This is a genomic window from Pantoea sp. 1.19 (assembly GCF_001922585.1).
Classification (GTDB): Bacteria; Pseudomonadota; Gammaproteobacteria; order Enterobacterales; family Enterobacteriaceae; genus 1-19.
In genome coordinates, this window is the sequence record NZ_MRBS01000003.1 from 62,030 (window position 1) to 75,987 (window position 13,958).

Genomic DNA, 13,958 nt, shown 5'->3' on the forward strand with positions numbered 1-13,958 from the left:
GGCGCTGGGCGGTTACACTGTGGCGAAATGTGCTTAACAGGATAACGGCGATGCAGCCTCAGTTTGACAATACCTGGCACCGGGAGCTTCCCGGCACGTATACGGCCACACAGCCCACGCCGCTGGCCGGGGCGCGCCTCATGTATCACAGCGCGCCGCTGGCGCAGACGCTGGGCCTGCCGGAAACGCTGTTTACCGCCGGTGCAGACGGCTTATGGAGCGGAGAGACGCTGCTGTCGGGCATGGCGCCGCTGGCGCAGGTCTATAGCGGGCACCAGTTTGGCGTCTGGGCCGGCCAGCTGGGAGACGGCCGCGGCCTGCTGCTGGGTGAACAGCGGTTGGCCGATGGCCGTAAAATGGACTGGCATCTCAAAGGCGCCGGCCTGACGCCCTATTCGCGGATGGGCGACGGCCGCGCGGTCATCCGTTCGACGGTGCGCGAGTTCCTTGCCTCGGAGGCGCTGCACCATCTCGGCATTCCCACTTCGCGCGCGCTGACGCTGGTGACCAGCGACGAACCGGTGTGGCGCGAGCGCGAAGAGCGCGGGGCGATGCTGCTGCGCGTCGCTGAAAGCCACCTGCGCTTCGGGCATATTGAACATTTCTACTATCGCCAGCAGCCGGAGCAGGTGCGCCAGCTGGTCGGGTACGCGATTCGCCACCACTGGCCCGAGCTGGTCGACGAGGGCGATCGCTACCGGCTATGGTTTACCGACGTGGTGAAGCGCACGGCGCGGCTGATTGCCCGCTGGCAGAGCGTTGGCTTTGCTCACGGGGTGCTGAATACCGATAACATGTCGCTGCTGGGTTTGACGCTGGATTACGGGCCGTTCGGTTTTCTGGATGGCTATCAGCCGGATCGCAGTCTTAACCACTCCGATCATCAGGGCCGCTATGCTTTTGATAATCAGCCTGCGGTCGGTCTGTGGAACCTGAACCGGCTGGCTCATGCGCTGTCGGACCTGATTGACGCCGATGGCCTGCGCGCGGCGCTGGCCGTCTACGAGCCCACGCTGATGGCCGCGTGGGGCGATGCAATGCGCGCCAAACTCGGTTTCCTGCGCGCAGAGCCGCAGGACAACGATCTGCTAACCGAGCTGCTGGCGCTGATGACCCGCGAGCGCAGCGACTACACGCGGACTTTTCGCCTGCTCAGCCACGCAGAGCAGCGGCAGTCGGCATCGGCGCTGCGCGATGAGTTTATCGATCGTGCCGCCTTTGATCACTGGTATCAGCGCTATCAGCAGCGACTGCAGCAGGAGGGCGTGGAAGATGCGGCGCGTCAGGCGGTGATGAAGCGTGCCAATCCGGCGCTGGTGTTGCGTAACTGGCTGGCGCAGGAGGCAATCAGCGGCGTGGAGCAGGGCGATAGCGCCCCGCTGGCGGCGCTGCATCAGGCGCTGTGCGCGCCCTATGACGAGCCGGAGAGCGCGGCGGTATTCCGCCAGCGCCCCCCGGAGTGGGCGGCCGGTCTGGAAGTGAGCTGCTCCAGCTAGGCCGTTCGGCGGGGCGGCCTGCGCCGCCCCGGCCCGTTAAAAGCGGCTGTCTACCGCGTCGGCCAGCTGCGCCAGCACCGCGACGCTGTCATCCCAGCTGAGGCAGGGATCGGTGATCGACTGCCCCCAGGTGAGCGGCTGGCCGGCCACCACTTTCTGCGTTCCCTCCTGCAAAAAGCTCTCCACCATCACTCCGGCAATGGCCGGCGAACCGCGGCGGATTTGCTGGGCGATATCCGCCGCGACATCGCGCTGGCGCCGGTGCTGTTTCAGGCAGTTGCCGTGGCTGAAGTCGACCACCAGCTGCTCTGGCAGGCCATACTCGCGCAGGCGGGTCGCGGCGGCGGCGATGTCGGCGGCGTGATAGTTCGGCTGCTTACCGCCGCGCATAATAATGTGTCCGGCCGGATTGCCGCTGGTTTGATAGATGGTCATGCGTCCGGTTTTATCCGGTGACAGGAACAGGTGGCTCGCCCGCGCCGCGCGGATGGCATCCACGGCGATTTGCGTATTGCCGTCGGTGCCGTTTTTAAACCCGACCGGGCAGGAGAGCGCTGAGGCCATCTCGCGGTGGATCTGGCTCTCGGTGGTGCGCGCACCAATTGCGCCCCAGCTGATCAGATCGGCAATAAACTGGCCGATCACCATATCGAGAAATTCAGTCGCGGTCGGCAGGCCCAGCGCATTAACGTCAATCAGCAGCTGGCGGGCAATGCCTAATCCCTCATTAACCCGACAGCTGCCGTCAAGCTGCGGGTCGGAGATCAGGCCTTTCCAGCCCACTACGGTGCGCGGTTTCTCAAAGTAGGTGCGCATCACTATCTCCAGCCGGTGCTGGTAACGTTCACGCATGACGTTGAGGCGTGCGGCGTACTCCAGGGCGGCGGCCGGATCGTGGATTGAGCAGGGGCCCATCACGACCAGCAGGCGCGGATCATCGCCGCGCAGAATCGCACTGATACGATCGCGAGCGGCGGTGACGGTGCTGACAATTGCCGGCGTAATCGGGTGGCGGGTGGCCAGCTCGGCCGGCGTGATCAGACTGTCGATGCGCGCGGTGCGCAATTCATCCGTTTTATTCATGGTCATCTCTGAATACGTCAACTGGGGACTTCGCAACGGCGGGAGTGCCGGGAAGTGATGGCCATCACCTTATCGGAACTGGCGGCGAATTCAACCTGCCAGCCGGATAAACCGCGCGCATTTCTTGCGCCGCCGCCTCTGCCTCAGAACATTTGCCGGCTGAGGCCCATGATGTCGAGAATTTTTGTGGCGATCTCCTCGACCGAATAGTTGGTGCTGTTCAGGTAGCGGATCTGGTGGGTGCGCAGCAGGGCCTCTACTTCGCCCACCTCCAGCCGGCACTGGCGCAGCGAGGCATAGCGGGTATGCTCTGCCCGCTCCTGACGGATGGCGGACAGGCGCTCCGGATCAATGGTCAGACCAAATAGTTTTTGCTGCCAGGGACGCAGCGCGGCGGGCAGCTTCAGGTTGTCCATATCATCGGCAATAAACGGGTAGTTCGCGGCGCGGATACCAAACTGCATGGCCAGATAGAGGCTGGTGGGCGTCTTGCCGCAGCGCGACACCCCCAGCAGAATGACCTGTGCCTCCTCCAGCCCGCGCAGGGAGATACCATCATCGTGGGCCAGTGCGTAGTCAATGGCGGCAATGCGCGCATCGTACTTGTCGAGATTGCTGGCGGTCAGGCCGTGGGTGCGGTGAGCCACCGGCACCGGCGCGTGCCCGAGCTCCTGCTGCAGCGGCGCCACCAGGCTTTGCACAATATCCTGACAAAATCCCTCACTTTGCAAAATGATCGCCCGTACGTCCGGCAACACGATGGAAAAAAAGACCAGCGGCCGGATGCCGCTTCGCTGCCAGATAGCATTGATTTGCGCCTTCACCGCCAGCGCCCGCTGTTCGTTTTCGACAAAAGGCAGGGTCACGCTGTGGGTGGCGACCGGAAACTGCGACAGCACCGCGTGGCCGACCACCTCGGCGGTAATCGCTGTGCCATCAGAGATGTAGAATACGCTGCGTTCGTTACCAGACTCCATAATACTGTTCTTCTCCACGATCGGGCGCAGGGTGAGATGCGCGAAAACGAAACGTCCGGGGCGGAATAAAATACATTACTCAGCAAAATAAAACAGGGAATATTAACTCTACTCTAAGGCGGGATTCATTGTCGTGATGCCTCTCCGGATTATTTTATATGGCCGGCATCAGGGGGAACGGCCAGGCATTATCTGGTTGCGCAACGCAGATTAGCTACGAAATGCAATTATAATTTATCCATATGAAAATGATGGATTTTTTTTGGTTTGTCGTTGCGCAAGTGTGAGGCAGGCCCCGCCGGTTGGCGGAGAAATTCTTATTTTTCCTGCTTGAACGATTCACCACTTTATCTTTGTCTGGCGAATGTGCCAGGCTGGAATCGCTGAAAAACACCTCCCTCGGGTGCTGTCATTTGCCCTCACTCATTTTAAAAGGATTGCTTCAATGTCCATCACAGGTGATTTACCGCTGGTGCTCTGGTACAACCAGCTTGGCATGCATGATGTTGATCGCGTGGGCGGCAAAAACGCCTCTCTGGGTGAGATGATTACCCATCTCTCTGCGCTGGGGGTAGCGGTTCCCAACGGATTTGCCACCACCTCTGACGCCTTTAATCAGTTTCTGGAACAAAGCGGAGTCAATCAGCGTATTTACGCGTTGCTGGACAGCACCAACGTCGATGACGTTAACCAGCTGGCGCAGGCCGGCAGGCAGATTCGGCAGTGGATCGTGGACACGCCGTTTCTGCCGGCGATGGAAGCCGCCATCCGCGACGCCTATCAGCAGCTGGCGGCCGACGATGCCGGCGCTTCATTTGCCGTGCGCTCTTCGGCCACCGCAGAGGATATGCCGGACGCCTCCTTTGCCGGTCAGCAGGAGACCTTTCTGAACGTGCAGGGCCTGGACGCGGTGATGGTGGCTATCAAGCACGTGTATGCCTCACTGTTTAACGACCGGGCAATCTCATACCGCGTCCATCAGGGCTATGACCATCGCGGCGTGGCGCTGTCCGCCGGCGTGCAGCGGATGGTGCGCGCCGACGTCGGCGCTGCCGGGGTGATGTTCACCCTTGATACCGAATCCGGCTTTGACCAGGTGGTGTTCATCACCTCGGCGTACGGTCTGGGAGAAATGGTCGTGCAGGGCGCGGTAAATCCGGATGAGTTCTACGTACATAAACCCACCCTCAACGCCGGTCGACCGGCGATTGTGCGGCGCAATCTCGGCTCTAAAAAAATTCGCATGGTCTATGCACCCACGCAGGAGCACGGCAAGCAGGTGGCCGTTGAGGAGGTAGCGGAGGCCGAACGCGATCGCTTTAGTCTGAGCAGTGACGAGGTGGAAGCGCTGGCGCGGCAGGCGCTGCTGATTGAGCAGCACTACCAGCGTCCTATGGATATCGAGTGGGCAAAGGATGGTCACACCGGCAAGCTGTATATCGTGCAGGCGCGGCCGGAAACGGTGCGCTCCAATGGCCAGGTAATGGAACGCTATACGCTCACGGCGCGCGGCACGGTCCGGGTGGAAGGCAGGGCGATTGGCCACCGTATCGGCGCCGGCAGGGTCAAGGTGATTCGCGACATCAGCGAAATGGATCGGATTGAAAAAGGGGACGTGCTGGTGACGGACATGACCGATCCGGACTGGGAGCCAATCATGAAAAAAGCCGCGGCTATCGTCACCAACCGCGGCGGACGCACCTGCCATGCGGCAATCATCGCCCGCGAGCTGGGTATTCCGGCGGTGGTCGGCTGCGGTGATGCCACGGAGCGGCTGGCGGAGGGAAGCCCGGTCACGGTCTCCTGCGCCGAAGGCGACACCGGCTATGTCTACGCTGACCTGCTGCACTTTGAGGTCAGTCGCTCGCAGGTTGAAGCGATGCCGACGCTGCCGCTAAAAATCATGATGAACGTCGGCAACCCCGACCGCGCCTTTGACTTTGCCTGCCTGCCGAACGAGGGGGTCGGACTGGCGCGGCTGGAATTTATCATTAACCGGATGATCGGCGTGCATCCCAGGGCGCTGCTGGCATTTGACCAGCAGCCCCCGGCGGTACAGGCTGAGATCCGCACGCTAATGAAGGGCTTTGACGATCCGGTGGAGTTTTACGTGGCCCGCCTGACCGAGGGCATTGCAACGCTGGGCGCGGCTTTTGCGCCAAAGCGGGTGATCGTGCGACTGTCTGATTTTAAATCCAATGAGTATGCCAACCTGGTTGGGGGCGAGCGTTATGAACCGCATGAAGAGAATCCGATGCTGGGCTTTCGCGGTGCAGGTCGCTACGTGTCTGACGACTTTCGCGACTGCTTTGCCCTTGAGTGCGCCGCGGTGAAGCGGGTGCGTAATGACATGGGGCTGACCAACGTCGAGATCATGGTGCCGTTTGTTCGCACCGTGGCGCAGGCGGAGGCGGTGATTGACGAGCTGGCGCGGCAGGGACTGAAGCGCGGTGAGAACGGCCTGAAGGTGGTGATGATGTGTGAGATCCCCTCCAATGCGCTGCTGGCGGACCAGTTCCTCGCCCATTTTGACGGTTTTTCCATTGGCTCCAATGATATGACTCAGCTGACGCTGGGGCTGGATCGTGATTCCGGCGTGGTCTCGACGCTGTTTGATGAACGCAATGCGGCGGTGAAGGCGCTGCTGTCGATGGCGATTCGCGCCGCGAAGCAGCAGGGCAAATATGTCGGTATCTGCGGTCAGGGGCCGTCCGATCACGCTGATTTTGCCGCCTGGCTGATGGCCGAGGGCATTGACAGTCTGTCACTGAATCCGGATACGGTGGTCCAGACCTGGCTAAGTCTGGCGCAGCACGCATCGGCAGGCAACTGAGCGACGGGCTGCGGTACGGCGTTACGCCAGGCCGGCTCCGACCGGCCTGGCTACCGGGCAAAAAAAAGCCCATCATCCGATGGGCAAAGACTACACACAGCAATACTTGACGCTACTCAGGGGTAACCGGGAGTGAGATTCATTCACTCATTGCGCTAAGGATAGTAGGGCAGTCGGGGAGCTGACGTCTTTAAGAATCCTCTTATTCGTTAGCACTGATAATATTTTAGGCCGTAAAAATAATGGTGGACGGCATAACGGCGCCTCAAAAGCGATCGCCTGTGGCCAAATCTGTTATCCGGGCGGAAAAGCGGTGATTTTTTATTAATATTTTCTTAAGTAATTTTGCAGGCTTTTCGCACGAGGTTGCCTGGCGATAGGGCGTGCAGCGATTGCCCGGCCGGGGCCGGGCAATCACATTCAGCGCGGTGGGGGAGGCGCTGCGGAGAGCACGTCACCGTCCTGCGCCGGGGGCGGCAGCGGAGTCTCATGCATCCAGACCGACAGCAGACGGTAAGAGACGGCCAGCACGACCGGGCCGATAAACAGGCCAATCATGCCGAAAGCAATCAGGCCGCCGATCACCCCGGACAGGATAAGGATCATCGGCAGATCCGCCCCCATGCGAATCAGCACCGGGCGCAGCACGTTATCCAGCGTGCCGACGACGCAGCTCCACACCAGTAGCACGGTGCCCCAGGTGGTATCGCCGCTCCAGTAGAGCCAGATAATGGCCGGAATCAGCACCGGGAGTGGTCCCAGCTGCACCAGGCAAAACAGAATCATCAGCACCGTCAGCAGGGTGGCATAGGGAATACCCGAAATGGCGAGGCCAATACCGCCCAGTACCCCCTGCACCAGCGCAGTCACCACTACGCCGAGCGCCACCGCGCGAACCGCCTGCCCGGCGAGCACCACCGCCGCATCGCCGCGCCGGCCGCCGAGGCGCCAGGCAAAGTGGCGGATCCCCATGCCCACCTGTTCACCGCGCCAGAACAGCAGTATGGAGAACAGCAGCATCAGCCCCAGATGCATAATAAAGCGGCCGAAGTGACCGGCCTGAGCAAAGAAAAAGCCGGTAGTACGCCCGATATAGGGCTGCGCTTTGGCCAGCGCCGCGCTGCCGCCTCCGGCCAGCAGATTGTGCCAGGCGTTCCATAGCTTCTCTCCAACCAGCGGGAGTCGGCGCAGCCAGTCAAGCGTCGGCGGCGTCAGGTGGCCGGACGTCGCCCAGGCGATCAGCGGCCGGCTGTTGTCGATCAGGCTGTTCACCAGCAGGGCGATGGGGATGATAAACAGCAGCAGCAGCAGCAGGGTCATCACCAGCACCGCCAGCGAACGTCGTCCCCACAGCCAGCCCTGCAGGCGGACCATCAGTGGCCAGGTGGCGATCACCACCATGCTGGCCCAGGCAAAGCCTAAAATAAACGGCTGTACGACCCAAAAGCAGGCGACCAGCATCAAGACAATAAACATCAGGGAGAAGATGATTTGGGGTAAATCCTTCTGCCGTTGCAAACTATTCATGCGTCAACATCCACGTTGCGTTAAAGAAAACCCTCCGCGCGGCAGGGGGGACAGCACCTCGCCGTGCGGGCTGGGCTTATCATGCGGTATTTCCCCGATGCGCAACAGGGGGGCGCGGGGATATTCTCGTCGGGGCGGCGGCAAAACCCGGCACACGGCGAAAAAATATGATAAAACGAAATGCACTGTCTGAGTGAAGTCAGCGATAAGCAAACGATTAACCCAACATTTGGTCACCCGATAATGATCCCACAGATTGCTCAGGCGCCGGGGCTGATTCAGCCGGTGCTTGATTACCTCGCCGCGCTAAAACAGCACGGTTTCACCGGCGATATCGCCACCGGCTATGCCGACCGCCTGTCGCTGGCCACCGATAACAGTATCTATCAGTGTCTGCCCGATGCGGTGGTGTTTCCACGCTCAACGGGTGATGTGGCGCTGATTGCCCGCCTGGCGGAGGAGCCGCGCTTTCAGCGTCTCGTCTTTACCCCGCGCGGCGGCGGAACCGGCACCAATGGCCAGGCGCTGAACCACGGCATTGTGGTCGATTTGTCGCGCCACATGAACCGCATTCTGGACATCAATGTCGAGCAGCGCTGGGTGCGGGTGGAGGCCGGCGTGGTGAAGGACCAGCTGAATGCCTGGCTGAAGCCCTACGGCTTTTTCTTCTCTCCGGAGCTCTCAACCAGCAACCGCGCAACCCTCGGTGGCATGATCAATACCGACGCCTCCGGGCAGGGATCGCTGGTGTACGGAAAAACCTCCGATCACGTGCTGGGCGTGCGCGCGGTGCTGACCGGTGGGGAGATCCTCGATACCCGCGCGATGCCGGTGACGCTGGCGGAAACGCTGGCCGCCGAAGAGACGCGCGAAGGGCAGATTTATCGCGATGTGTTAACGCGCTGCCGCGAGCAGCGGGCGCTGATTCTGGAAAAATTCCCGAAGCTGAACCGGTTTCTTACCGGCTATGATTTACGCCACGTGCTCAGTGACGATCTGCAGCAGATCGATCTTACCCGGCTGCTGTGCGGCTCCGAAGGGACGCTGGCGTTTATTTGCGAAGCGCGGCTGGACATTACTCCGCTGCCGAAAGTCCGCCGGCTGGTAAACATTAAATATGACGCGTTTGATTCGGCCCTGCGCAATGCGCCGTTTCTGGTCGAGGCGCGGGCGCTCTCGGTGGAAACCGTCGACTCACGGGTGTTAAATCTGGCGCGGGAAGATATCATCTGGCACTCGGTAGAATCCTTGATCGCGCCGGTGCCGGATAAGGCGATGCTCGGGCTGAATATCGTCGAGTTCGCCGGCGATGATGCCGCGCTGATCGCCGGTCAGGTCAGCGCGCTCTGTCAGCGGCTGGACGCGCTGATGGCCGCCGGTGAGGCCGGCGTCATCGGCTGGCAGCTGTGTGAAGACGCGGCCAGTATTGAACGCATTTACGCGATGCGTAAAAAAGCGGTCGGTCTGCTGGGCAATGCAAAAGGTGGCGCCAAGCCGATTCCGTTTGTCGAGGATACCTGCGTGCCGCCGGAACACCTGGCCGACTACATCGCTGAATTTCGCGCGCTGCTTGACGGCCACGGCCTCAGCTACGGGATGTTTGGCCACGTTGACGCCGGAGTGCTACACGTGCGGCCAGCGCTGGATATGTGCGATCCGCAGCAGGAGCGGCTGATGAAGCAGATCTCTGACGAAGTGGTGGCGCTGACTACCCGCTACGGCGGGCTGCTCTGGGGGGAGCACGGTAAAGGCTTCCGCGCGGCCTACAGCCCGGCCTTCTTCGGCGAGACGCTGTACGGCGAGCTGCGGCGAATTAAAGCGGCGTTTGACCCGCATAACCGACTGAATCCCGGGAAAATTTGTACGCCGTGGGGCGTCGATGCCCCGCTGCATCAGGTCGACGACGTGACGCGCGGTCGCTTCGATCGGCAGATCCCGATCGCGGTGCGTGACGACTGGCGCGGCGCGATGACCTGTAACGGTAACGGCCTGTGCTTTAACTTCGACACGCTGACGCCGATGTGCCCGTCAATGAAGGTGACCCGCAACCGCGTCCACTCGCCAAAGGGCCGGGCTACGCTGGTGCGCGAGTGGCTGCGCCTGCTGGCGGAGCAGGGCGTGGATCCCAGCCGGCTGGAGCAGGCGCTGCCGGAACAGCGCGTCAGCCTGCGCGACCTGATCGCCCGCACCCGCAACAGCTGGCATGCCCGCCGCGGCGAATATGACTTCTCTCACGAAGTGAAAGCGGCAATGTCCGGCTGTCTCGCCTGTAAGGCCTGCTCCACGCAGTGCCCGATTAAAATTGACGTGCCGGGATTTCGCGCGCGCTTCCTGCAGCTCTATCACACCCGCTATCTGCGCCCGGTCAGCGACTGGCTGGTGGCCGGGGTGGAGCAGTACGCTCCGCTGATGGCGCGGGCGCCGCGTCCCTTCAACTTTTTCCTGCGCCAACCCTGGCTGCGCGAGCTTAGTCGTCAGCGGATTGGCATGGTCGATCTGCCGCTGCTGTCGACCCCGACGCTGAAGCAGCAGCTGGCCGGCCACCGCAGTGCCGGCCTGACGCTGGAGCAGCTGGAACAGTTGAGCCCCGCCGAGCGGGCGAAGACCGTACTGGTGGTGCAGGATCCCTTCACCAGCTACTACGAAGCGCAGCTGATCGGCGATCTTGTCCGCCTGATTGACGCACTGGGCTGGCGTCCGGTGGTATTGCCGTTCTCCCCCAACGGTAAACCGCAGCACGTGAAAGGTTTTTTACAGCGCTTTGCACGTACCGCGCAGAAAACCGCGGCCATGCTTAACCGCGTGGCGCAGCTGGGCATGCCGCTGGTGGGGGTCGACCCGGCGCTGGTGCTCTGCTACCGCGATGAGTACCGCGAGGTGCTTGGCGATTCGCGCGGCGATTTTCACGTGCAGCTGGTTCATGAGTGGCTGCAGCAGGTGCTGCCCGCCGGGGAGACGGTGCCGCTCAGCGGCGAAGCCTGGTACCTGTTTGGCCACTGTACCGAAGTCACCGCGCTGCCGTCGTCATCCCAGCAGTGGCAGACGATTTTCGCCCGACTGGGCGCGCGGCTGGAGAGCGTCAGTGTGGGCTGCTGCGGGATGGCCGGCACCTACGGTCACGAGGCGGCACAGTTGGACAACTCGTTAGGCATCTACGCGCTCTCCTGGCATCCTGCGCTCAGTAAGCTGCCGCGCCAGCGCTGCCTGGCGACCGGCTACTCCTGCCGCAGTCAGGTAAAGCGCATTGAGGGTGGAGGCATGCGCCATCCCCTGCAGGCGCTGCTGGAGCTGATATCATGAGTATTTGGCGACGTGAGGCGACGCTGGAAGCCCTCAATGCCGGCTGCGCCGGCACCCTGGTCTCGCACTGCGGGATCTGCTTTACCGCGCTGACGGAAGAGGCCCTGGAGGCGACCATGCCGGTAGACAGCCGCACCCGACAGCCGTTCGGCCTGTTGCATGGCGGCGCCTCGGTGGTGCTGGCAGAGAGCCTCGGCTCGCTGGCTGGCTGGTTGTGTACCGAAGGCGATGCGCAGGTGGTGGGGCTGGAGATCAGTGCCCATCACCTGCGCGCCGTACGCGATGGTGTGGTCCGCGGTCACTGCCGCGCGCTGCACCTCGGGCGGCGCCACCAGGTCTGGCAGACCGATATTTTCGATGCAGATGGCCAGCTCTGCTGCACGGCGCGGCTGACCACCTCGGTTCGCTGACCCCCCAGGTCCGGCCACCGCGCGTTGCGCGGTGGCGGGTCTTCCCTCGTATCTTCCTGCCCCCCGCCAGCCCGTCACCGTACTGCGCGGCGATTAACCACGTCTGTTGCTGACCATCGCAGCCACGCAGCGCCAGCGGCCGGCGCCGCTGAACGATAAATGCGCTCTGTTATTGCGATGGGTGACAGCAATCGATCGCGGTCACCGATGCCGGCAGCACGCAGTAAAAAGCAGCCGTGGCAACAAAAATAATTATACCTATTAACAAGTTGCTACGAACAGACGGCAAACGGCGCGCCGCCGACCACAGCGTCTAAACTTAAGATCAGGCGCGCCGATGCGTACAGCGGGCAAAACCCCTGCTCAACAAGCGGTTGAAGTGATAGCGGCGGGCACTACCATAGAGGGACGGGCCTCGTGGCCCCTATGTGAGGAGTTGACCATGAACCAGACCCACCCTGACACGTTTTCACCGGACGACTTTATCTGGCAAGGCGTGACCCTGACCGACCGCGCGGCGCAGCACATCCTTGCGCTGATCGCGCACGATGCGGAACTGCAGGGGCTGCGTCTCGGTGTTAAGCAGAGCGGCTGCGCCGGCTTTGGCTACACGTTTGATCTGATTAGCACGCCGGCCAGCGACGACCTGATGTTCACCCACCAGGGCGCACGGCTATATGTTCCGCTGCAGGCCATGCCGTTTCTTGACGGTACCGAGGTCGATTTTGTCCGTGACGGGCTGAATCAGGTATTCAAATTCAACAATCCCAAAGCGCAACACGCCTGCGGCTGTGGTGAAAGCTTTGGCGTAGAGTAACCATTATGTCCCGACACCATGATGCAAGCGATGATGTTCAATACTGGGAAGGCGGTCATCAGTACAAAGAGGGCTTCTTCACGCCATTGCAAACCGATGAGCTGGCGCACGGCATCAGCGAAGAGGTGGTGCGCGCCATTTCTGCCCGGCGCAACGAGCCGCAGTGGATGCTTGATTTTCGCCTGAAGGCCTACCACGCCTGGACTGAAATGGAGGAGCCGCACTGGCTGAAAGCCAATTATCAGCCGCTCAACTATCAAGACTACAGCTACTACTCTGCTCCCTCCTGCGGCCACTGCGACGACGACTGCGCCTCCGAGCCCGGCGCGCGGCAGAGCAACGGCGATCGGCCGGCCGGCAGCTATCTGACCCGGGAAGTGGAGCAGGCGTTCGACCAGCTCGGCGTGCCGGTTCGCGAGGGACAGAACGTGGCGGTGGATGCGATTTTCGACTCGGTGTCGGTGGCCACCACCTATCGCGACAAGCTGGCTGCGGAGGGGATCATCTTCTGCTCGTTTAGCGAGGCGATTCAGGAACACCCGCAGCTGGTGCAGCAGTATCTCGGCAGCGTGGTGCCGGCCAACGATAACTTCTTTGCCGCGCTCAACTCCGCGGTGGCCTCCGACGGCACCTTTGTGTATATCCCCAAGGGGGTTCGCTGCCCGATGGAGCTGTCAACTTACTTCCGCATTAACGCTGCGAAAACCGGCCAGTTCGAACGCACGATCCTGATTGCCGATGAAGGCAGCTATGTCAGTTACATCGAAGGCTGCTCCGCGCCGGTGCGCGACAGCTATCAGCTGCATGCCGCGGTGGTCGAGGTTATCATACTGAAAGACGCCGAGGTGAAATACTCGACGGTGCAAAACTGGTTTCCCGGCGGCGAAGGCGAGGGCGGCATTCTAAACTTTGTCACCAAACGCGCGCTGTGCGAAGGGGAAAACAGCAAAATGTCCTGGACCCAGTCGGAAACCGGCTCGGCCATTACCTGGAAATACCCCAGCTGTATCCTGCGCGGAGACAACGCCATCGGCGAGTTTTACTCGGTGGCGCTGACCAATGGCGTGCAGCAGGCGGACACCGGCACCAAAATGATCCACATTGGCAAAAATACCCGTTCGACCATCATCTCCAAGGGCATCGCCGCCGGTAAAAGTCAGAACACCTATCGGGGACTGGTAAAGATCATGCCCACCGCGACCCACGCGCGCAATTTTACCCAGTGCGATTCAATGCTGATCGGCGAGGCCTGCGGCGCTCACACCTTCCCCTATGTCGAAGTGCGTAACAATACCGCGCAGCTGGAGCATGAAGCCACCACCTCGCGTATCGGTGAAGATCAGCTGTTTTATTGTCTGCAGCGCGGCATCCGGGAAGAGGATGCCATCTCAATGATAGTCAACGGCTTTTGTAAAGACGTCTTTTCCGAGCTGCCGCTGGAGTTCGCCGTGGAAGCGCAAAAATTGTTGGCCATTAGCCTTGAACACAGCGTGGGTTAACGCCTGTCGACGCCTG

At 61.4% G+C, this 13,958-nt stretch carries 9 protein-coding genes; 6 read left to right on the plus strand and 3 right to left on the minus strand.

Going from position 1 to position 13,958, the window contains the following annotated elements:
* Window positions 1-50 precede the first annotated feature (50 nt).
* Window positions 51-1,496 carry a protein adenylyltransferase SelO gene (locus BS626_RS06925; RefSeq protein ID WP_075181670.1) on the plus strand — a complete coding sequence of 482 codons (1,446 nt, stop codon included), beginning with the start codon at window positions 51-53 and terminating at the stop codon, window positions 1,494-1,496.
* Between the two features lie 36 nt (window positions 1,497-1,532).
* Here the strand turns inward: BS626_RS06925 and BS626_RS06930 are convergent, their stop codons facing one another.
* Together BS626_RS06930 and BS626_RS06935 are read right to left on the minus strand one after the other, a co-directional pair.
* Complete coding sequence (locus tag BS626_RS06930) at window positions 1,533-2,579, minus strand: 3-deoxy-7-phosphoheptulonate synthase (RefSeq protein WP_075181671.1); 1,047 nt, start codon at window positions 2,577-2,579, stop codon at window positions 1,533-1,535.
* Window positions 2,580-2,722: 143 nt separating this feature from the next.
* Window positions 2,723-3,556, minus strand: coding sequence for a pyruvate, water dikinase regulatory protein (locus tag BS626_RS06935; RefSeq protein WP_075181672.1), 834 nt, complete (start codon window positions 3,554-3,556; stop codon window positions 2,723-2,725).
* Window positions 3,557-4,001: 445 nt separating this feature from the next.
* Between BS626_RS06935 and ppsA the strand changes: the two genes are divergently transcribed.
* Entirely contained in the window at window positions 4,002-6,389 is a 2,388-nt protein-coding gene (gene ppsA, locus BS626_RS06940) for a phosphoenolpyruvate synthase (protein ID WP_075181673.1), read from the plus strand.
* A 420-nt stretch (window positions 6,390-6,809) separates the two neighbouring features.
* On the opposite strand, the gene ydiK is transcribed toward ppsA, so the two are convergent.
* Entirely contained in the window at window positions 6,810-7,916 is a 1,107-nt protein-coding gene (gene ydiK / locus BS626_RS06945; RefSeq protein ID WP_075181674.1) for an AI-2E family transporter YdiK, read from the minus strand.
* Between the two features lie 243 nt (window positions 7,917-8,159).
* Here ydiK and BS626_RS06950 point away from each other — a divergent pair, with 243 nt between their 5' ends.
* The 4 genes from BS626_RS06950 to sufB all read left to right on the plus strand — a co-directional run bounded on the left by BS626_RS06950 (window position 8,160) and on the right by sufB (window position 13,942).
* A complete protein-coding gene (locus BS626_RS06950; RefSeq protein WP_075182081.1) occupies window positions 8,160-11,216 on the plus strand; it encodes an FAD-binding and (Fe-S)-binding domain-containing protein in 3,057 nt (1,018 codons plus the stop codon).
* Window positions 11,213-11,626 carry a hotdog fold thioesterase gene (locus tag BS626_RS06955; protein ID WP_075181675.1) on the plus strand — a complete coding sequence of 138 codons (414 nt, stop codon included), beginning with the start codon at window positions 11,213-11,215 and terminating at the stop codon, window positions 11,624-11,626. The genes BS626_RS06950 and BS626_RS06955 overlap by 4 nt, the downstream gene beginning before the upstream one ends.
* Before the next feature lie 442 nt (window positions 11,627-12,068).
* Window positions 12,069-12,443, plus strand: coding sequence for a Fe-S cluster assembly scaffold SufA (gene sufA, locus BS626_RS06960; protein WP_075181676.1), 375 nt, complete (start codon window positions 12,069-12,071; stop codon window positions 12,441-12,443).
* Between the two features lie 5 nt (window positions 12,444-12,448).
* Window positions 12,449-13,942 carry a Fe-S cluster assembly protein SufB gene (gene sufB, locus BS626_RS06965; protein ID WP_075181677.1) on the plus strand — a complete coding sequence of 498 codons (1,494 nt, stop codon included), beginning with the start codon at window positions 12,449-12,451 and terminating at the stop codon, window positions 13,940-13,942.
* The last annotated feature ends 16 nt before the right edge of the window (window positions 13,943-13,958 follow it).